This window comes from Dehalococcoidia bacterium (assembly GCA_041649635.1).
In the GTDB taxonomy this organism is placed as follows: Bacteria; Chloroflexota; Dehalococcoidia; order E44-bin15; family E44-bin15; genus JAYEHL01.
In genome coordinates this window covers 153,065-171,500 of sequence record JBAZMV010000001.1, presented here as the reverse complement: position 1 = coordinate 171,500, position 18,436 = coordinate 153,065, and the positions used below count along the sequence as shown (strand labels likewise).

24 protein-coding genes are annotated in these 18,436 nt (G+C 51.5%); 15 read left to right on the top strand and 9 right to left on the bottom strand.

The genetic code is table 11. From position 1 onward, the window contains the following. The first annotated feature begins 46 nt into the window (after nt 1–46). The 14 genes from WC562_00825 to WC562_00760 all read left to right on the top strand — a co-directional run bounded on the left by WC562_00825 (nt 47) and on the right by WC562_00760 (nt 9,573). A complete protein-coding gene (locus WC562_00825) occupies nt 47–769 on the top strand; it encodes a DUF169 domain-containing protein (protein MFA5054706.1) in 723 nt (240 codons plus the stop codon). Next, complete coding sequence (locus tag WC562_00820) at nt 766–1,239, top strand: nitrophenyl compound nitroreductase subunit ArsF family protein (protein MFA5054705.1); 474 nt, start codon at nt 766–768, stop codon at nt 1,237–1,239. The genes WC562_00825 and WC562_00820 overlap by 4 nt, the downstream gene beginning before the upstream one ends. Before the next feature lie 71 nt (nt 1,240–1,310). Further along, nucleotides 1,311–1,841 carry a nitrophenyl compound nitroreductase subunit ArsF family protein gene (locus tag WC562_00815; GenBank protein MFA5054704.1) on the top strand — a complete coding sequence of 177 codons (531 nt, stop codon included), beginning with the start codon at nt 1,311–1,313 and terminating at the stop codon, nt 1,839–1,841. A 62-nt stretch (nt 1,842–1,903) separates the two neighbouring features. Then, nucleotides 1,904–2,836: a nitrophenyl compound nitroreductase subunit ArsF family protein gene (locus tag WC562_00810; GenBank protein ID MFA5054703.1), complete on the top strand. Its 933-nt coding sequence runs from the start codon at nt 1,904–1,906 to the stop codon at nt 2,834–2,836. A 5-nt stretch (nt 2,837–2,841) separates the two neighbouring features. Continuing rightward, nucleotides 2,842–3,561: an aromatic aminobenezylarsenical efflux permease ArsG family transporter gene (locus WC562_00805; GenBank protein MFA5054702.1), complete on the top strand. Its 720-nt coding sequence runs from the start codon at nt 2,842–2,844 to the stop codon at nt 3,559–3,561. Nucleotides 3,562–3,587: 26 nt separating this feature from the next. After that, on the top strand, nt 3,588–4,664 hold the full coding sequence (gene arsB / locus WC562_00800) for an ACR3 family arsenite efflux transporter (protein ID MFA5054701.1): 1,077 nt from the start codon (nt 3,588–3,590) through the stop codon (nt 4,662–4,664). A 51-nt stretch (nt 4,665–4,715) separates the two neighbouring features. After that, a complete protein-coding gene (locus tag WC562_00795; GenBank protein ID MFA5054700.1) occupies nt 4,716–5,003 on the top strand; it encodes a DUF167 domain-containing protein in 288 nt (95 codons plus the stop codon). A gap of 22 nt (nt 5,004–5,025) precedes the next feature. Then, nucleotides 5,026–5,217 (top strand): 4Fe-4S binding protein, encoded by a 192-nt coding sequence (locus tag WC562_00790; protein ID MFA5054699.1) that lies wholly within the window; start codon nt 5,026–5,028, stop codon nt 5,215–5,217. 151 nt (nt 5,218–5,368) lie between these two features. Next, nucleotides 5,369–6,001 carry a thioredoxin domain-containing protein gene (locus tag WC562_00785; protein ID MFA5054698.1) on the top strand — a complete coding sequence of 211 codons (633 nt, stop codon included), beginning with the start codon at nt 5,369–5,371 and terminating at the stop codon, nt 5,999–6,001. After that, nucleotides 5,998–6,603, top strand: coding sequence for a DoxX family protein (locus WC562_00780; protein MFA5054697.1), 606 nt, complete (start codon nt 5,998–6,000; stop codon nt 6,601–6,603). The genes WC562_00785 and WC562_00780 overlap by 4 nt, the downstream gene beginning before the upstream one ends. 51 nt (nt 6,604–6,654) lie before the next feature. Continuing rightward, nucleotides 6,655–7,920, top strand: coding sequence for a radical SAM protein (locus tag WC562_00775; protein ID MFA5054696.1), 1,266 nt, complete (start codon nt 6,655–6,657; stop codon nt 7,918–7,920). 217 nt (nt 7,921–8,137) lie between these two features. Continuing rightward, nucleotides 8,138–8,854 carry a hypothetical protein gene (locus WC562_00770; protein ID MFA5054695.1) on the top strand — a complete coding sequence of 239 codons (717 nt, stop codon included), beginning with the start codon at nt 8,138–8,140 and terminating at the stop codon, nt 8,852–8,854. Between the two features lie 3 nt (nt 8,855–8,857). Then, nucleotides 8,858–9,349, top strand: coding sequence for a hypothetical protein (locus tag WC562_00765; protein ID MFA5054694.1), 492 nt, complete (start codon nt 8,858–8,860; stop codon nt 9,347–9,349). 47 nt (nt 9,350–9,396) lie between these two features. After that, on the top strand, nt 9,397–9,573 hold the full coding sequence (locus WC562_00760) for an SPASM domain-containing protein (GenBank protein MFA5054693.1): 177 nt from the start codon (nt 9,397–9,399) through the stop codon (nt 9,571–9,573). On the opposite strand, the gene WC562_00755 is transcribed toward WC562_00760, so the two are convergent. The 9 genes from WC562_00755 to WC562_00715 form a co-directional block, all read right to left on the bottom strand. Then, entirely contained in the window at nt 9,546–9,779 is a 234-nt protein-coding gene (locus WC562_00755) for a hypothetical protein (GenBank protein MFA5054692.1), read from the bottom strand. The genes WC562_00760 and WC562_00755 overlap by 28 nt on opposite strands. A gap of 12 nt (nt 9,780–9,791) precedes the next feature. Then, complete coding sequence (locus tag WC562_00750) at nt 9,792–10,745, bottom strand: 2-dehydropantoate 2-reductase (GenBank protein MFA5054691.1); 954 nt, start codon at nt 10,743–10,745, stop codon at nt 9,792–9,794. Between the two features lie 55 nt (nt 10,746–10,800). Continuing rightward, nucleotides 10,801–11,508, bottom strand: coding sequence for a bifunctional 2-polyprenyl-6-hydroxyphenol methylase/3-demethylubiquinol 3-O-methyltransferase UbiG (ubiG, locus tag WC562_00745; GenBank protein MFA5054690.1), 708 nt, complete (start codon nt 11,506–11,508; stop codon nt 10,801–10,803). Between the two features lie 3 nt (nt 11,509–11,511). Beyond that, nucleotides 11,512–12,150 carry a hypothetical protein gene (locus WC562_00740; protein MFA5054689.1) on the bottom strand — a complete coding sequence of 213 codons (639 nt, stop codon included), beginning with the start codon at nt 12,148–12,150 and terminating at the stop codon, nt 11,512–11,514. Nucleotides 12,151–12,327: 177 nt separating this feature from the next. Further along, complete coding sequence (locus WC562_00735) at nt 12,328–12,885, bottom strand: epoxyqueuosine reductase QueH (protein MFA5054688.1); 558 nt, start codon at nt 12,883–12,885, stop codon at nt 12,328–12,330. 26 nt (nt 12,886–12,911) lie between these two features. Beyond that, nucleotides 12,912–13,772, bottom strand: coding sequence for a hypothetical protein (locus tag WC562_00730; protein ID MFA5054687.1), 861 nt, complete (start codon nt 13,770–13,772; stop codon nt 12,912–12,914). Between the two features lie 105 nt (nt 13,773–13,877). Then, the gene (ruvB, locus tag WC562_00725) at nt 13,878–14,933 is read right to left on the bottom strand and encodes a Holliday junction branch migration DNA helicase RuvB (protein ID MFA5054686.1); all 1,056 of its coding nucleotides are present in this window, start codon (nt 14,931–14,933) and stop codon (nt 13,878–13,880) included. A 136-nt stretch (nt 14,934–15,069) separates the two neighbouring features. Then, nucleotides 15,070–15,702, bottom strand: coding sequence for a hypothetical protein (locus WC562_00720; protein ID MFA5054685.1), 633 nt, complete (start codon nt 15,700–15,702; stop codon nt 15,070–15,072). Nucleotides 15,703–15,719: 17 nt separating this feature from the next. Beyond that, nucleotides 15,720–16,310, bottom strand: coding sequence for a hypothetical protein (locus WC562_00715; GenBank protein MFA5054684.1), 591 nt, complete (start codon nt 16,308–16,310; stop codon nt 15,720–15,722). Nucleotides 16,311–16,766: 456 nt separating this feature from the next. On the opposite strand from WC562_00715, the gene WC562_00710 reads away from it, so the two are divergent. Further along, the gene (locus tag WC562_00710; GenBank protein MFA5054683.1) at nt 16,767–18,419 is read left to right on the top strand and encodes a methylmalonyl-CoA mutase family protein; all 1,653 of its coding nucleotides are present in this window, start codon (nt 16,767–16,769) and stop codon (nt 18,417–18,419) included. The last annotated feature ends 17 nt before the right edge of the window (nt 18,420–18,436 follow it).

Sequence of the window (18,436 nt, the reverse complement as noted above, 5' to 3'; positions counted from 1 at the left end):
AATAATCGTATTTAAACGTTTGATAATAGAGAAGGCGGAAGGTTAGTTGGCTGATTATCGATTGGCGGCGGGTAAATTAAGAGATATACTGGGCCTCAAATACGAGCCGGTAGCGGTGAAGTTCTTTGAACATGAAGTTCGGCTGGAAGGTTTTGAGAAGCCCGGCGACCGGCGTTATTGTCAGGTGCTCATGGGAGCTCGGGAGGGCCAGAAGCTGACGCTCACTGCGGATAATATCGCCTGTCCCGCCGCCGCCTGGGCATTCGGCTTTAAAGAACCGCCCGCCAAGCTTTTGTCCGGGGAGATGCCTGCCGCTATGGGGATATTTGGCAGCCCTGCGGCCGCTGTGAACACGCTCAGCACCATGTCCCGCCTGGAAATGGGCAGATATAAGATGGCGGCCTGCTGCCCGCTCGGCGAGGCGCCTTTTGTGCCTGATGTGGTGGTAATAGAATCCGATGTAGAACACCTGATGTGGGTCGCGCTGGCGCTGGTTTTCGATACCGGCGGAAGGTTGAATTTCGATACCGCTATCCTTCAGGCTACGTGTGTGGATTGCACGGTTAAGCCTTTCCTTACTCAAAAGATGAACGCTACGCTGGGATGTTATGGCTGCCGCGAGGCAACTGACCTGGCGGAAAACGAGGCTGTGCTGGGCTTCCCTATAAAGGACCTCGATACGATTGTCATCTCGCTGGAGAAGCTGAATGCGAAGGCGATGCCAAGGGTAAGAGGAAAGACGGTTTATAAGGCACTGCTAAATAGATGAAGTTAGAAATACCTAAATACAGATTGTCAATTAAATTTCGATTGATTGCGCTTGCGGCTGTGCTTTTACTGACAATTGGGCTGGTGTCGGCGTGCAAGGTTCCGGAGCCCGATAATTCGTCCGGTCCGCCTCCCAGCATAGATAACGGGGTCGAGGTTGTGTATTTCCATCGCGCGCAACGCTGTACCGCCTGCACCCGTGCGCAGGAGATGACGGAATACACGCTGAACACGTGTTTTGCCGACGAGCTTGAGAGCGGCGAGATAGTTTTCATGGCTTTGAATCTGCAGGACTCCGCTAACGCGGATATGGTGCAGAAGTTCGGGGCCTATACATCGTCGCTTTTCCTGAACGATGTGGAAGACGGAACAAATGATATTGAGGAGATAACGGATATCTGGTTCTTGTTGTGGAAGGATGAAGAGTTCGTAAATACTCTAAAGGCGGACATCGAGGATCGTCTGAATTGATTATCATGGATTTTCATTATATTCCCCTGCATTTAAGGCAAATTTGGTATTAAGGAGTTGAAGTGGCAAGAATGGCAGTATTCAATAAGTTTCGATTAATCTCGCTCGCGGCCGCTCTTTTGTTGGTAGTGGGTTTTGTCTCGTCATGCGGAGAACCGTCGGGTAGTGCGACGGGCCAGGCTACGCCTACCCCGACCGCTGTGAATACCGTTCAGCCTACACCAACATCAACCGTTGTCGCGACAGTCCAGCCGACGGCGACGCCGGATGGGCAGAATGTGGTCCAAGTCATATATACCCACCGTACGCACCGCTGCTCCGGTTGTATATGGGCGGAAGACTGGCTTAGATGGACTGTCGACACATATTTTGCCGACGAGATGGCCGATGGTAAACTCGTGTTTATGTCAATCGATATAGAAGATAGTAATAACAGCGCTCTAGCAAATAAACTCGGCGCTTACGCATCTCAAATATTCATAAATAAGATAGCAGACGGTGAGGAGGAGATAGAACAGTTGACCAGCCTCTATTATCTCGTAGGCGACTCTCAGGCATATTCCGATAAAGCCAAGGCTGAGATTGAGGAGCGCCTGAATTGATTATCATGGGTTTTCATGATTTCCCTCTGTATTTAAGATAAATTTGATATTAAGGAGATGAGGTGGCAAGATTGGGAGTGTTCAATAAATTTCGATTGGTCGCGCTGGCAGCCGTTCTTTTGTTGACGATAGGGCTTGTCTCGGCATGCGGGGCGCCAGCACCGGATGGATCATCCACTTCAACGATTGCTAATGAAGGGGATACCGTCAAGGTTCTATATGTTGGCACACTGGATGACGGGACAGTATTCGACTCCTCTGAACTTCAAGGCGGCGATCCTTTGCAGTTTACCATCGGCAGCAGCAATTTAATCCCCGGCTTTGAACAGGCAGTAATCGGTATGCGTGTGAATGAAACCAAGAATATACATATATTATCCGACGATGCATACGGTCCATCCCTTGATTCTATGGTGGTAACAGTAAACTGGAGTTCATTTGAGGGATTCGTGCCGGAGGTCGGCGAACAGATACAAATGCAGAATTCAGCAGGCCAGACGTTTCAAGGCATTGTGATTGATACCTCTGAAAAAGGCGTAACGGTAGATTTCAACCATCCGCTTGCCGGGAGAGACCTGAATTTTGAAATAACAGTGGTGGAGATAGTGACTGCTCCTGAAACCGCGACGCTCAAGCCGGGGGTAACGCTGGATTGGCAGAATGTGGTCGAAGTCATATATACCCACCGTGCGAACCGCTGCACAAGCTGCGTATGGGCGGAAGATAACCTTAGATGGGTTGTCGACACATATTTTGGCGATGAGGTGGCTGACGGCAAGCTTGTATTTATGACAATCAACGTAGAAGATGTGAGTAACAGCGCTCTAGTGAATAAACTCGGGGCTTACACGTCTCAAATATTCATAAATAAGATAGTAGACGGTGAGGAAGAGATAGAACAAATGACCAGTCTCTATCTCTTAATATATGACACTCAGGCATATCGCGATGCCGCCAAGGCTGAAATTGAGGAACGCCTGGAGGACATGGAGTAGTTGTTATGGGTGGTTTTAATGAGTTCGTTCTGAATTTCACCCAGAGCGGCGGATGGCCGGTCATCGCCGCGTTCCTTATCGGTCTGCTGGCCGCCATAAGCCCGTGTCCGCTGACCACCAATATAACCGCGCTGGCATTCATCAGCCGGGATATCACGGATAAAAAATATGTAGCCATTGCGGGCGCGCTTTACACGCTTGGGAGGATGGTATCGTATTTTATCATCGGTGTCGTTGTCATACTGGCCGGGGTAAATATACCGGGACTGGCCAATGCTCTGCAGAGCTCGGGCGAGGTGTTCCTTGGGCCGCTGTTGATAGTGGTCGGCATACTCATGCTGGGCATCATCAAGATACCGGCTCACAAAGGCGGAGGGCATCTGTCCCGTATCGGAGAGAAGGTCTCGAAACGCAAGTGGCTGGGACCGTTCCTCCTCGGCGTCGTATTCGCGCTGGCGTTCTGCCCCTATACCGCCCTGCTCTTCTTCGCGGTGCTGATACCGCTTTCTATCGAATCCACGGCGGGAATCACGTTCCCGGCGGTGTTCGCCATCGGGACGGGGCTGCCGGTGCTTATCTTCGCCGTCCTGCTGTCATTCGGGGTGTCGAAGGTTTCGAAGTGGCTTAACAAAGTGACGGTGGCGGAGAAGTGGGTGCGGCGCATCGCGGCGGCGGTGTGTATCGGGGTGGGGATATATTACGTTGTTCTATGGGTACAGAGTTAAGGTCAATGACTGAAAGGATACCGAATATGGTTGAACAGGTAAGAAAACTCGGATTCTTAGATCGATTCTTAACCCTGTGGATATTCATAGCGATGGCCCTCGGCGTGGGTCTGGGCTACCTGGCCCCAAGCGTCGCCGAATTCATCGATTCGCTTTCCGTGGGCACTACCTCGATACCTATCGCCATCGGACTCATCCTCATGATGTACCCTCCCCTGGCCAAGGTCAGGTACGAAGAACTGGGCAAGGTCTTCCGCAACTGGCGAGTTCTCACCCTGTCGCTGGTGCAGAACTGGATAATCGGCCCGCTTCTCATGTTCTTCCTGGCGATATTGTTCCTGGGAGTGATATGGGACTATCCCGAGTACATGACCGGACTTATCATGATAGGGCTGGCGCGCTGCATCGCGATGGTCATCGTGTGGAACGAACTGGCGAAGGGGGATACCGAGTACGCCGCCGGGCTGGTGGCCTTCAACTCGATCTTTCAGATACTGTTCTTTTCGCTTTACGCGTATATCTTTATCACCGTGATGCCGGGATGGTTCGGATTTGAGGGCTCCGAGGTCGACATCACCATCGGAGAGATAGCAAAGAGCGTCTTCATCTACCTTGGCATCCCGTTCTTCGGCGGCATGCTCACGCGCTTCTTCCTGCTGAAGAAGAAGCGCCGCGACTGGTACGATAATAAATTCATCAAGAGGATCAGTCCCATCACGCTCATCGCTCTGCTGTTCACTATCGTCGTGATGTTCTCGTTGCAGGGAGAGACCATTGTGGCATCTCCCGTCGATGTGCTGATCATAGCCGTGCCCCTGCTGATATACTTCGTGGCCATGTTCCTTGTGTCGTTTTTCATGGGCAGGAAGATCGGCGCGCCATACGAGCAGACGGCGACCATCGCCTTCACCGCCGCCAGCAACAACTTCGAGCTGGCCATAGCCGTGGCTATCGCGGTATTCGGCATCGGCTCCGGGGTGGCCTTCGCCGCGGTCATCGGGCCGCTGGTGGAAGTGCCGGTGCTCATCAGCCTGGTGAATCTGGCGCTGTATTTCAAGAAGAGATTTTTCAAGGCGGAGTCGCCCGTTGGTGGCAGTAAGTAGTTTGTAGTAAGTAGTGGCAATTCATGAATTGCCTTAAATTAGGAGGTTAATATGAGCCAGTGTAGTATTACAATTCATATGGAGCCAAATGCCAAGCGCAACGAGGTACTGGGGGTAGCGGGTGGCTACCTGCGTCTCAAGATCGCTGTGCAGGCTGACGATGAGCGTAACGATTACGGCAACAAAGAAATAATTGCATTTCTGAGTGAGATACTCGGCATCTCCAATGAGAGGATATCGATCTTGCAGGGTGAGAATCACAGGATCAAGCTTCTTGGCATCGATGGTCTTGAGATGAAGCAGGTGATGGATAAGTTGAAGCCGCATATGAAGTCTTAGCTCCTATATACTTATGGAAACAGTGAAGAAAGTGATCCAGATCGATAAAGAGAAATGCAACGGCTGCGGCCTCTGCGTGCAGGCCTGCATGAAAGGTTTCCTGTATATATATAATGGCAAGGCATTGCAGAAAAAGGGGGCGCAGTGCGACGGCGATGGTGCCTGTGCTGCGGAATGTCCGCAGAATGCGATTACGCTGATGGATGTAAATTGATAAGGTTATCGCGTTGGGGCATAAAGCAAGGTAGCGCTAAACACCATTTTAGCCTTCTTTGACCGGTATTGCCAAGTTGTCCGGATAACCGGATAATGTGGCTGTTGAATCTTTCTTCATGGAGCCGTAGTTATCTAATCGGAGTCGCTATATGCAAAGCAAGGGATACTTATTCACCGTCCTGCTGGTAACGGTCGTTACCCTGGCGATCGGTGTTGCGCTCTGGCACAGCGGGACGCAGGAGCTGTCAATCGATAAGGAGTGCACGGGCTGGTGCCGCGGCGCCGAAGAACCGATTGTTGTCATAGGTACTTTCCCTGATTTCATATGTTCGATTTGCGTAAATCGGGAGAAGCTGGTAATTCAAGCTCTTGAGATATACCCGGATGAGGTCAGGGTGGATTATCACCACTACTACCCCACCACACACGAATTTTCCTTTACGCTGGGTGAAGCTCTGGAATGCGCCGGCGAGCAGGGTATGTTCTGGGAGCTTCATGATAAATTCTATCTGGGACAAGCGCCGGTCAATATGTCTGAGATACTGACTGCCGCCGAGAGCATCGGCTTGGACATGGTATTATTTACCGACTCGCTAAATAGCGGCAAGTTTAGTGATAAGATTATGGCGGAGCAGGAAGAGGCTCTTGCCAATGGGGCAGAGTGGCAGTCGACATATATCAACAGGGTAAAGTATACAGGGTCGTCAACCTCACTGGAAGAATTTTGTAACGCTATCGATGCGGCGATAGAGAAGGCGCGTGCTATGGAGGACGATCAATGAAAGGTTTGACCATCCTCCTTAAGAACGCTTATTTGCAGCTCACGCTGCGGCTGTTCCTGGGCGTGACGTTCATCGTATCGGCTGTGACCAAGCTTCCGATGCAGACCGATTTCATCGATATGGTGAAAGGCTATAACATGCTGCCTGACTGCCTGGCGTCCGCCTATGGCGCGGCGTTGCCGTGGCTGGAGCTTTTGATAGGGGTATTCCTGGTGCTGGGCATACTGGTGAGATTCGGAGCCCTCGGCACCCTGCTTATCAGCGCTACATTCATGGTTGCCAACATCGGCGCTATTGTGCAGGGCAAGGAGCAATGCGGAACGTGTTTTGGAGAGGCCTTCCCGCTGGCGGCCCCGGCTGCGCTGGCGTTGGATTGTGTCATGATGGCGGCCGCTCTTGTGCTGCTAATCTATGGTTACAGGGAGCAGAAGCTCAGCGTGGATGAGTTCTTCCTTCGCAGGGAGGAGAGACTTAAATCACAGCTTGAGTCTGAATCAGAGGCATCCGCCGATGAAATTGATAACCCGGACGTTTTGCAGTCTGAAGCTGAACCAGAGCCGCCCATAGATAAAGGTGATGATCAAGAAACGCGGTCATCCTGATCGTATTGGTGATGCCGTAAATAGTATAGTTGTGAGCAGCCCGCCTATAGAATGTCCAACGATAAAGATATTTACATACAGGTCGACAAAAACGGTCGCCTCGTTGTGCCACCGGAGGTAGCCTCTCGCTACGGTTTGGCGCCCGGCGACCGCCTCCCGCTGGCCGAGGGCGCGGCTGAATTAAAGCTGTTGCGCCCGTCGCGCCTCTCCAAGCTGTACATAGAGCCCACCAACCAGTGCAACCTGGACTGCCGCACCTGCATGCGCAACGTCTGGGAGGAGCCGCTGGGCATGATGTCGGATGCGGTATTTGACGGCATCGTCGCAGGATTGAAAGAGTTCTCCCCCCTGCCTACGGTGTTCTTCGGCGGCTTCGGCGAGCCCCTGTTCCATCCGCGCATCGTCGAGATGGTGCGCCGCGTCAAAGAGCTCGGATGTCGCGTCGAGCTTATCACCAATGGCACCATGCTCACGCCCGAGCTGTCGAAAGAGCTGGTTCAAGCCGGCATCGACCTGCTGTGGGTCTCGCTGGACGGGGCCACGCCCGACAGCTACGAGGACGTGCGGCTGGGCGCCGAGCTGCCCAACGTCATCGATAATATCGCCGGTTTCCGGGACGCCATCCGTCGCGACGCCGGCGTGCTTAAGAGCCCCATCGGGCTGCTGACCTTCTTCAGCACCGAGCTGGGCATAGTGTTCGTGGCCATGAAGCGCAACATCGCCGACCTGCCAGCCGTGCTCGACCTCGGTATGAGATTCGACGCGAAGCGGTTCATGGTGACCAACGTCCTGCCTTACACGAAGGAGATGAGCGGGCAGATGCTGTACCACTACATGCGCCAGCCTAGCGGCAACTTGCCGCGCCTCAGCTTGCCCAGAATCGAAAGCGGCAGAATACCGGCGGAGATCATAGCCGATGCGATGCGGCGCACTGATGTTAGCTGGGGCGGCATCGATCCGGAGGCGGCGCGCGATCGCTGTCCCTTTATCGAGAATGGAGTTGGAGCTATCGCCTGGGACGGCAACCTGAGCCCATGTCTGCCGCTGATGCATACGCACACCAGCTACCTTGTCGATTACGAGCGTCACTCTAAGCGCTACGTCGTCGGTAACATCATGGAGAAGAGCCTGTGCGATTTATGGTTCGACCCGGAACACATCGCCTTCCGCCAGCGCGTTCAGTCGTTCGATTTCTCGCCGTGCACCTACTGCGGCGGCTGCGAGCTTTCCGTGGACAACGAGGAGGACTGTGCGGGGAACTGCTTCCCTACCTGCGGGGGGTGCCTGTGGGCTCAGGGGCTGATCCAGTGCCCGTGATGGGGGTGAAAGTCTCTCATGGCCTAGGTAGCGTAGGTCTGGTATTCAAACAAAGACTTACAGACAGTGATATTTCTACATTAATTATATAATAGGTCAAAATAAAAAATTTATAGGTATTGACAGGAGTAAATAAATATGATATTTTTACATAAATCATATATGTCCTATGATGCAGTTATAGAGTAGAAGTTAATTACTGAATAGGAGCAGTGCAATGCGAATACAAAAACTTTTGAATGTAATCATAATAGTGGCCTTGACACTAGTTTGTATGACTCCATTAGGAGTCCATGCCTATGGCGTTTCTGCTGAATGTTATGATGATACAACGGCGACAATACATGCTAATGGAGTTACCGTGCCAGGGGTTACCTTTTACGGTGGAACATCAACATTCCCTGAGCGTGCATATACGGCGTATGATTATTCCACGGGAGGATTCGTAGTCAACTCTTTGTGGAATGCTCATTCGGACGGCCTATATTGGGAGGAAATTGGGTTCGGTAGGGGATGGCATGGACAAGACATTAATCATTTCTATTGGGCATACAATCATCCTGTAAATGGCTATTTTGAAATGAAGATTAATAAAAATCCGGAGGGGGTTGGTACAAGTCATACCTATTCAATTTATCCCTTGCACCTCGAAGGTTATCAACATTTCTGGTATGTACGAGTAGATAGTTTCAATACTTATGTAGGAATGCCTGACTTATATACTAGTGACTATCTTTGTACCGGAGGTGAGATGACATCCAGTCAATCTACATTTTCAAGTACAACGTCGTCTAGTTTACAGTATTACACGAGTCGTAATCAAGGTGGTGCAACAAATTGGCCTAACGATAATAATAAAACGTTCTGTGTGAGTAAAACTCCTTTAAATTGGTCGTGGGTAAGTTATCCAACGAGTGGAAGCGCATGGAAGTAAGATATGATGAAGTTTGAAAAAGAGAGGACTGGGGCTATGAGAAAAAAATACTCGCTAATTCTTATACTAATCACTGTTGTATGTATTATAACATTGGCAGCAGTTTTTATTTCTACCGGTCTGGATGTACGAGCTACCGATGTAAAACCGGGTTCGTCTGCAATCATTGATAGAGATGATGCAATAGAGATTGCAGAACAAGTAGCTAACTGGAACAATGCTGGTCAAGATAAGGCTCAGTCCCCGGCGCTTGATGGTGTAACTGAGTTAACAGTTGCACAATATACTGATGAAGTTAGTGAGCTAGAAATAACGTCATCAGAGCCATTATTAAGTGGTGACACTACTGATTCTGCTGTTTGGGTTGTTAGTTTTACCGGATCATTTTCGCCGCGCAGATGTCCTGTTGGAACAGAGCCGCCGGTATATTCAATTATCGAGATTTCTCTTGATTCCAGAGACGGGAGCGTGATTTCAGTCAGGATGCACGATTAGCTGTCAATATTACTTAGGCTAGTTTGAATCTAAAGATGGATGCTTTTATGAGAAGCATCCATCTTTTTGTATCCGTCTACTCGCGCTGCTACGTTGTCGGCAACATCATGGAAAAGAGCCTGCGCGACTTGTGGCATGATCCCGAACACATCGCCTTCCGCCAGCGCGTTCAATCATTCGATTTCTCGCCGTGCACCTACTGCGGCGGCTGCGAGCTTCTATAGAGGTCGTCCGACAGCTTGTAGAGATTGGAGACGCCTTCCATCTCTATGGGCTGGGCCCAGCTTTCAGGGCGGGGGGTGAGGGTGGCTTCATGTGCGCAGAGGCTCCTGATAGTGAGGGGGACGGCGATTGCGAGGGCAACGAGGATTATTATTACTGTAGCGGTAAATAATTTCTTTTTATTCATATTTGCAGTAGATATCGGCATGTCGGGCTTTCCCTACCTACGGCTCTGAATCTCGGAGTATATCGAGGCCGTGATCGGCGTTGCTATGCCCAATTCCTCTCCCATGCGGATTATGGCGCCGCCGTAAAGATCGCCCTCGTTTGACCTTTTCCCGCTCTCTACATCGCGCTGATAAGAGGATTTCGTGTCGCGCGGCACCTTGTTCGCTTTAGCGAGCGATTCCTCTATGACGTTTGGCGGGAGGATGATGCCTTTTGCCTTCGCCAGGTTGATTACTTCCACCATTATAGACCGCACGTTCTCTCTCGACTCCGCGTCCTCCATTATCTCGCCCAGCGTCTTGCCGGTGTGTACCGATACGAGGCCGAACGCGGCGATGAAGATGTATTTCTCCCATATCGCAGGGAACGGGTCGTCGTTCCACTTGTAGCTTATGCCCATTCGCTGGAAAAAGTCGATAACGTTCCGCGCTGTGAAATCGGGATGTCGCGGGTCTTTGCCGAAGGTAAGAGTGCCGCCGCCGCTCTGCTTTATGACCCCCGGGCTCTGGATGTGTGTGCCGACAAAGGCGCATGCCGGCAGCACGAAGCCTTTATCAAGAGTTGCTCTGATCCTGTCATAGATGTCGATGCCGTTGAGCAGGGGTATTATCACCGTGTTGTCGTGCATATTCGATTTGATCTTCCTGACCGCCGTGTCCAGGTCGTAGCTCTTCACGCAGAGAAGGACGAGGTCCGGGGTGGGGATCCTGCGTATGTCGTCCGCGGCCAGGTTCGGCCTTGCGATGAAGGTTTTCGTCGGGGTTATTACCTTGAGCCCGTGTATCCTGATGGCGTTCAGGTGAGGGCCCCGTGCGATGAAATATATCTCGTAACCGCTGCCTTTTCCACCGTGCATATTGTGAGCGAGCCTTCCGCCGAAATAGCCGCCCACGCCGCCGACGCCGAAGACGCATATTCGTTTTATAGCGGGTAGATTATCAGTCATTGGAAAGCCTTTTTATAAAGTATACAGCACAAACGCAGTCGGTTTTATCCTGATGCTACTCGCTGGCGATAGCATGTCCCAGATACATTATCCACTTGAAGGGCGTGATGCCAAAAACAAAATCCAGACGGCGGTTGACCCATACCGGGCCCATGCCTACGAAGGGCTCCTTAACTGTGAAACCGTTATTTCCCAGTAAGCGGCTAAGCTCCACGGGTCGGATGAATTTATCCGCGTCGTGAGTGTTTTTTGGGATGAGTTTCAGGACATCCTCGACCACGTTCAATACCAGAAGGCGCGAGAGCCAGTTGCGGTTGACGGTATCGAAAAGGAAGAGACCCTTAGGGCGCAGAACGCGGCGAACCTCGGACAGCACTTTGTCGATGTCTTTAACGTGTTCCAGCACATCTACGCATACAACCCTGTCCATTGAGCCTGTCTCTAATGGAATATCCTCGCCAACCCCTTGACGGTAGGTGATATCAAGTCTCTGTGCCTCGGCATGTTTACGAGCAGCTTCCAGTGAAGCGGCGCTGGGATCAATGCCGGTGACGCGCGCGCCGCGCCGGGCTAACGGCTCCGCCATGAAGCCGCCCCCGCAGCCGAGGTCAAGGACATTCAGCCCCGTCCAGTCAGGCGCCACCCGGTCGAAGTATTTAAGGCGTGGATATATCTGATTAGCCAGCGTGCGCTGGAACCTTTTAGTGCCGTCCCACCACGTTTCTGCGTGATTCTGGTAGAGAGATTGATCGTTGCGTTGCATAATTTATTTCTGCCATTTCTTGAGCAGCTTCTCCGCCCTTTTCCGCGTACTGTTCCTTGTATTGTCGACTTGCCTTGTGACAAGGTCGATAACCGGCTGTTTGTTCTTGATTTTGTAGAAGAAGATCTCGAATGCGTCGAGCGCCTGTCCCAGCGCCACGTTGCGGCACTCCGCGGTGGCGTATTCGGCATGCTCGACCTTCAATATCTCGGCTGCTATCTTTTCGGCGAGGTACGGTTTGGCCGCGGCTATCCTGCCAGCGCCACCGATGACGTTGGCCGCCGTGATCAGCACCGGCCCTTCGATCGGCTTCAAATATCGTGGCAGTATGGCATCGATCCTTTTAGCTTTATCGACGCGGGCCAGGCTGCCGATGACGTGTATCCCTTCCCATTTCATGATGTTGTTATCGCTGTCCAGCAGCTTGATGAAAACGTTGATGTGCGGATAGAGGGCTTCGGGATGACGCTCGCTGAGGATGCGCAGCACCTTGCCGCAGCCGAATTTAACCGGAGCTTTCTTGTTTTTCAGCCCTTCGATCGCTTCTGCGATACGCTCAGGATTATCAGCAATGCGCTCTGCAATCGCCTCTTTATCCGAGCCTTTCGCTGCGATTTGGTTCAGTAGGTTGTCGTTTTTCAATATTGAGTCAACCCCCTGTTATCCCCCAACATTTTGGTCATCGTGTAGGGGTGATCCTTGTGATCGCCCACGGAGGGCAGACACATAGGTCTGCCCCTACATCCGTCATTCCGGACCCGTATCGCCGTACGGGGTAAATTCCAACCGGAATCCAGGGAGGGCGAATGCCATTCGCCCCTACCTTTCCATCATCTTCTCGATGTTCACCTTGCCGTAGCGCTCCCATTCGCTGTAGACGCAGCCGCAGTATTTCTGGTGGTACAGTTCCATCTCGTGCGACAGCTCGTGGCTCTCGCGGAAGCCGGGGCGGAAATCCTCGTAGTAAAAGTCGACGCCGTATTCTTTTGCGGCCTCCTCGCATATCTCCTTAAGCAGTTCGTGTTTCTGGTACGGGCTTATAAACAGCGTTGTGGTGAAGGCGTCAAAGCCTTTTTCTTTTGCGGCCTGAGCCGTTTTCTCCATCCGCATTTTGAAACAGTAGCGGCAGCGGTCGCCTTCTTTTTCGGCCACGGCGCGGAAGTAATCGATCATGTCATATCCGTCGGCTTTTATCAGCGGGAATTCCATTTTTTGTGATAAGGTTTGGGTTGCTTCCAATCGTAATTTGTGCTCACTGAAGGGGTGAACGTTGGGGTTGTACCAGAAACCGCTGACGTCGAAATCTTCCGCCCGGAGACGGTTGACGCAGTAAGTGGCGCATGGGCCGCAGCAGGTATGGAGGAGGATTTTTTTCATTTAGTTCGACTCCCTAATACTATATATTATGGCCAAACTCCCTGGTAGCCGTCCTGGCTGACGTTGGCGCAGCCGCCGCCGTTGCTGTCGGTGTTAACACATGTCGAGAGCACGCTGCCATTGACATCCACTGCCCAGATGTAATGGCTGGTGACGCAGCAGCCGCAGCAGGCGTCATCGTTGTCGCAGTTGTCGTTGCCGGGGCCGGGAGCGGAATAGACACCGGTGGGTATAAGATGTTTCCACTCAGGCTGGTTCGGGATAAAGAATAGCTCGCACAAGTCAATGATGGAATAGCTCGATTCGTTAATACTTACGTTTGCTCCCTCTATTATAGGAAGTGCGCCGGAGTGGCTTTCCTGATACTTGGTTACGGCTTCCTGTATCTCGTCTTCCTCGTAGGTGTACGGAGCCCTTCGGCTATAATTGCCGCCGCTTATAAATGCTAGTATAGGTAGGATTACTAAAAGAATTGTCGTCATTATTAAGAAAATCAGTACACTGTAATATTTAAACACCTTTGCTGATTGGAACAGCGGCTTGCCGGCAGGTAGCAGCAATACAAGAGCCGGGATGCAAAGGATTAAAGTGATGCTGCCGCGGGCTACGTATTCCCAGTCCGGGCCGCTTGGGCAGCCGCATACATAGCGCGTAGGGATATCTGCAAATCCGAATGGTATAGTTAATGCATGCGCGAGCAATATGACCACGCAGATAGACCATAGCCATTTGTCCGCCTTGAAAAATAGGGCTACGGGAAAGAAGAGGGCAAGAAGCATCCAAACGAAAGTTAACCAGAACCCAATCTCCCATACTGAAAAGAACATTAGAATCATGAGTATGGCTGCAATTTTGATCTTGAGATTGCTGCTGAGGTCTATTTTCATGATTCATATATCCCGGTTTCGGGAGATACCTGTCGTTACTACGAGATTCTTCGTCCTTCCAGAGAGTCTTAGTATGGAATGGACTCAGAATGACAGCTTACCGCTCTACTTGTCGAACATGCCGAGCTGGGGCGGTTTATCCTTCCGGTTGTAGGGAATCCCCAGGTGCTCGTAGGCGTGGGGGGTAGCCACCCTGCCGCGGGGGGTGCGGTCCAGGAAGCCCAGCTGCAGCAGGTACGGCTCGTAGACGTCCATTATGGTATCGGCCTCCTCGCTTATCGATGCGGCGATGGTATCGAGGCCCACCGGGCCGCCGTTGTACTTCTCGATTATTGTCCGCAGCACGCGGTGATCCAGTTCGTCCAGCCCCAGGTTGTCGATCTCAAGGCGGGCCAGCGCCTCGAGCGCCAGCTTCTTTGTTATCGTGCCGTCGCCCTTGACCTGGGCGTAGTCGCGCACGCGCCGCAACAGGCGATTAGCTACGCGTGGAGTGCCGCGGGAGCGGCTGGCTATCTCTTTTATCCCGCCCTCGTCTGCTTTAACTTTCAATATTTTGGCGGCGCGCTTTATTATTGCCGCTATGGAATTCTCATCGTAAAAATCGAGCCGGTACACGGAGCCGAAGCGGTCGCGCATCGGGGCGCTGAGCATTGCGAAACGTGTCGTCGCGCCTATCAGGGTGAATCGCGGCAGGTTCAGGCGTATGTTGCGCGCGCCCGGTCCCTTGCCTACGATTATGTCAATTGCGTAGTCCTCCATCGCGGGATACAGCTTCTCTTCCACGATGCGATTGAGGCGGTGTATCTCGTCGATGAAAAGTACGTCGCCCTCTTTCAGTCCGGTGAGTATGGCGGCTATGTCGCCGGGGCGCTCCACCGCCGGGCCCGATGTCGTCCGTATGTTTACCCGCATCTCGGCGGCGATGATGTTGGCCAGCGTTGTCTTACCCAGACCGGGAGGGCCGTATAGCAGGATGTGGTCGAGGGCCTCGCTTCTGCCCTGCGCGGCGTCTATGGCTATCTTGAGGTTGTCTTTGACCTTGTCCTGTCCGATGAACTCGGGGAGGCGCTTGGGGCGCAGGGTGTAGTCTATGGGCAGATCCTCTTCCTCGGCTTTGCCCGAGACGACGCGCTCGATGTTGTCCTTGTCCTTCGCAGACATGGACACATTATAATAAGTCGGGTTGTATTTATCAAACGATGGATGGGTGTGGCGATGTTTGTCGCGTCGACAAAAATGTAGGGGCGACCGGCCGGTCGCCCCTACGAGATGGGTCATAGAGGGGAGGTATATATTGTTAATTTACTGATTGTATCTTTTCACACACTTCTGTCAGGTTGTAAGTCGGTGCTGTAAATGTCCCGTCTGCATTCGGTTCCACAAATGCCTGTGCGTATCTTGGCTGTACGGTATCATCCAGTACATCAAACACGCCGTTATCAAGACTTACAATCCAGTAGCAATGCTCATATTGCTTAAGTCCCGGGGCTTCTCCTTCAGTCCTCTCCTTGAGGAATAGAAGAACCTCTTCACCGGCAAGCAACGGCGTCACTTGATCACAAATGGATTGACCTGTATCTAAACCAGCTACAATAATAGTCTCCTCTGTTTTACCTTTCAGTGTCTTTGTTACGTCTATCTCATAATAAACCATTGCCAATCCCTGTATTTGGTTTTCTGACGCGCCGTATTCTTCATCAGTATTTGCGCCATTGTTGATCTCGTGACCTACGACACCTTTTACCGAACCTATAACTACTGTATCTGAAAAAGCTGTAAGTTCTTCCACCGATGAATGCACGTAAAAATCGACGTTTGTAAATGTTATAGCTCTTGGTTCATCGCTAGGGATTGCGAACCAGACTGTCATTACTAGCAGTGACGCAAACATGGCAGCTATTACTGGGTAAATTATTCTTTTCTTTTTCATAGTTCCTCCTTATTCGCTTAGTAAATAGCATCAACACCAGCAATATCATCAGCAGTAGGCATTGTTCCGCAGGTGAATTTGTCCCATCCCTGACGCATCAGAACACAACCTTGGTTATTATTTTCCGCGTGGCCGTATGCGTGACCTAATTCGTGTTCTGCCACAACCATTTTTTGATAGGCAGTTAATGAACCCATTTCATTTGCGTTTGAATTAAAGTAGATACGGACTTCATTACCGTCCCATAAACGATCTCTATTGGTATCAGTGCCCTCAGTTATTGCCCAAAAGCCCGTTCCAAAATCAGCGTTTCTAACTTCAATTTCAGGGTCTAATGACAATGATTTCTCGGAGAAATACCCTGGTGCCGAAGTCGCATCCCATACAGCTTCGGCATTACGGAATGCCAATATATAGAGCAAATCGACTGAATAGAACTTGTATTCGATTGGATTAATAGAGTTGGGATCATAGCGGACTCCACTCAATACATAGGCGCTGGCGGGTGTAGCTATGCTAGTCAGAATAGTCAATGTTAATAACGCAGATACTCCTGCAGCCACTACTGCTCTCAGTGATATCGATTCTTTTATTCTCCTGAACTTCATTATTTCCTCCCATTAATACTAGAGACGTTTTGCGAGATGGAATGTTAGCTTACACATCAATACTATAAGCCTAATTTATGCCTCTTTTAATGCACCTCCTTGTTTAAATCCTCTGGATATTTCACAATACTTACCCTTAAGAGTTTTTATGATAGCACATTTTTCTATTATTGTCAACACATTAATGCCTTATATAAATATCTTATTTAGCTATTAATTTAATATATTAGAGTAGCATTTATTATAAATTTCAGATTTATCTTTAAATGCTGATTAGATTGTTATCCGTATATTTTCTTTGAAAGAGAAACGAGTATATAAAGAAAAATTCTGTCGTCATTTTTCCGTCGCGGTGGTGGGCGGTCATTACGAGCGCCACATTGACACAATGCAGTGAAATACGATAAACTCTGAGGCGGTTGACAGCCGCTTTTTTTAACACCTTGAGGAGGTATTATGCCAAGTAAAGACAAGAAGGAATGGAAGAGCACCACGCTCGATAAGGTCCTTCAGAAGAATCCCGAACGATTAAAGAAATTCGAGTATACTTCAGGGACCGAGATAGAAGCGCTGTACACCCCAGATGACCTCGCCGGATGGAGCTATAACGAAAAAGTAGGCTATCCCGGCGAGTTTCCTTTTACAAGGGGTGTTCAGCCTACAATGTACCGCGGCAGGTTCTGGACCATGAGGCAATATGCCGGATTCGCCGATGCCGAGGAGTCCAACAAGCGCTACCGCTACCTGCTGCAGCAGGGCCAGACGGGCCTGAGCATAGCCTTCGACCTGCCGACACAGATCGGATACGATTCCGACCACGAGCTGGCGCAGGGCGAGATCGGCAAGGTGGGCGTTGCCATAGACAGCCTGGCTGATATGGAGATACTGTTCAAGGAGATACCGCTGGACAAGGTCAGCGTCTCCATGACAATCAACTCCTCTGCCGCAGTGCTACTGGCCATGTACGTGACGCTGGCCAAGAAGCAGGGCGTCGATCCGTCCAAGCTCGATGGCACGATTCAGAACGATGTCTTGAAAGAGTACATAGCGCGCGGCACCTACATCTTCCCGCCGCGTCCGTCCATGCGGCTCATCACAGACATATTCAAATATTGCGGAGAGAGCGTTCCCAAGTGGAACACGATAAGCATCAGCGGCTACCACATCAGGGAGGCCGGTTCGACGGCGGCGCAGGAGTTGGCGTTCACGCTGGCCGACGGCATCGCTTACGTTCAGGCGGCCATCGATGCCGGCATGGATGTTGACAAATTCGCGGGAAGGCTATCGTTCTTCTTCGCGTCCCACAACAACCTGTTCGAAGAGGTGGCCAAGTTCCGCGCCGCGCGCAGGCTCTGGGCCACCATAATGAAGGAGCGCTTCAAGGCCAAGGATATGCGCTCGTGCATGCTGCGCTTCCACACGCAGACGGGCGGCTCCACGCTCACGGCGCAGCAGCCGGATAACAATATCATCAGGACCGCGATGCAGGCGCTGGCCGCGGTGCTCGGCGGCACGCAGTCGCTGCACACCAACTCCCGCGACGAGGCCTACGCCACGCCGAGCGAGGACGCGGTGACCATAGCGCTGCGCACGCAGCAGATACTTGCCTATGAGAACGGCGTCGGGGACACCATCGACCCGCTGGCCGGTTCATACTACGTCGAAAAATTGACCGATACGCTTGAGGCCGAGGCTAAGGAATACATCGAGAAGATAGATAAGATGGGCGGCGCTCTTACAGCCATCGAGCAGGGATTCCAGCAGCGCGAGATCAGCGACAGCGCCTACCGCTATCAGAAATCCGTGGAGAGTGTCGAGAGGGTCATCGTCGGCGTGAACAAATTCCAGTCGAGCTACGCTAAGCTTCCTCTTCTGCGCGTCGATCCCGCGGTGGCCAAGAAGCAGGTTGAACGTTTGCAGAAGGTCAAGAAGGAGAGGGATAACGCGGCGGTGCAGAAGGCGCTAGAAAACCTGAAGAACGTGGCTAAGGGCACAGAGAACACGATGCCGGCCATAATCGAGTGCACGGCCGCTTACGCCTCCATCGGCGAGATATGCGATGTGCTGCGCGGCGTCTTCGGCGAACAGCGCGAGTTCTCCGCGTTCTAGTTGTGATAGGTCGGAAG

Excerpts from the sequence above, each read along its gene's own strand:
- WC562_00820 (MFA5054705.1), top strand. The coding sequence starts at position 766 with ATGAAGTTAGAAATACCTAAATACAGATTGTCAATTAAATTTCGATTG.
- WC562_00815 (MFA5054704.1), top strand. The coding sequence starts at position 1,311 with ATGGCAGTATTCAATAAGTTTCGATTAATCTCGCTCGCGGCCGCTCTT.
- WC562_00805 (MFA5054702.1), top strand. The coding sequence starts at position 2,842 with ATGGGTGGTTTTAATGAGTTCGTTCTGAATTTCACCCAGAGCGGCGGA.
- arsB (MFA5054701.1), top strand. The coding sequence starts at position 3,588 with ATGGTTGAACAGGTAAGAAAACTCGGATTCTTAGATCGATTCTTAACC.
- WC562_00795 (MFA5054700.1), top strand. The coding sequence starts at position 4,716 with ATGAGCCAGTGTAGTATTACAATTCATATGGAGCCAAATGCCAAGCGC.
- WC562_00785 (MFA5054698.1), top strand. The coding sequence starts at position 5,369 with ATGCAAAGCAAGGGATACTTATTCACCGTCCTGCTGGTAACGGTCGTT.
- WC562_00780 (MFA5054697.1), top strand. The coding sequence starts at position 5,998 with ATGAAAGGTTTGACCATCCTCCTTAAGAACGCTTATTTGCAGCTCACG.
- WC562_00775 (MFA5054696.1), top strand. The coding sequence starts at position 6,655 with ATGTCCAACGATAAAGATATTTACATACAGGTCGACAAAAACGGTCGC.
- WC562_00770 (MFA5054695.1), top strand. The coding sequence starts at position 8,138 with ATGCGAATACAAAAACTTTTGAATGTAATCATAATAGTGGCCTTGACA.
- WC562_00765 (MFA5054694.1), top strand. The coding sequence starts at position 8,858 with ATGATGAAGTTTGAAAAAGAGAGGACTGGGGCTATGAGAAAAAAATAC.
- WC562_00760 (MFA5054693.1), top strand. The coding sequence starts at position 9,397 with ATGAGAAGCATCCATCTTTTTGTATCCGTCTACTCGCGCTGCTACGTT.
- WC562_00755 (MFA5054692.1), bottom strand. The coding sequence starts at position 9,779 with ATGCCGATATCTACTGCAAATATGAATAAAAAGAAATTATTTACCGCT.
- WC562_00750 (MFA5054691.1), bottom strand. The coding sequence starts at position 10,745 with ATGACTGATAATCTACCCGCTATAAAACGAATATGCGTCTTCGGCGTC.
- ubiG (MFA5054690.1), bottom strand. The coding sequence starts at position 11,508 with ATGCAACGCAACGATCAATCTCTCTACCAGAATCACGCAGAAACGTGG.
- WC562_00735 (MFA5054688.1), bottom strand. The coding sequence starts at position 12,885 with ATGAAAAAAATCCTCCTCCATACCTGCTGCGGCCCATGCGCCACTTAC.
- WC562_00730 (MFA5054687.1), bottom strand. The coding sequence starts at position 13,772 with ATGAAAATAGACCTCAGCAGCAATCTCAAGATCAAAATTGCAGCCATA.
- ruvB (MFA5054686.1), bottom strand. The coding sequence starts at position 14,933 with ATGTCTGCGAAGGACAAGGACAACATCGAGCGCGTCGTCTCGGGCAAA.
- WC562_00720 (MFA5054685.1), bottom strand. The coding sequence starts at position 15,702 with ATGAAAAAGAAAAGAATAATTTACCCAGTAATAGCTGCCATGTTTGCG.
- WC562_00715 (MFA5054684.1), bottom strand. The coding sequence starts at position 16,310 with ATGAAGTTCAGGAGAATAAAAGAATCGATATCACTGAGAGCAGTAGTG.
- WC562_00710 (MFA5054683.1), top strand. The coding sequence starts at position 16,767 with ATGCCAAGTAAAGACAAGAAGGAATGGAAGAGCACCACGCTCGATAAG.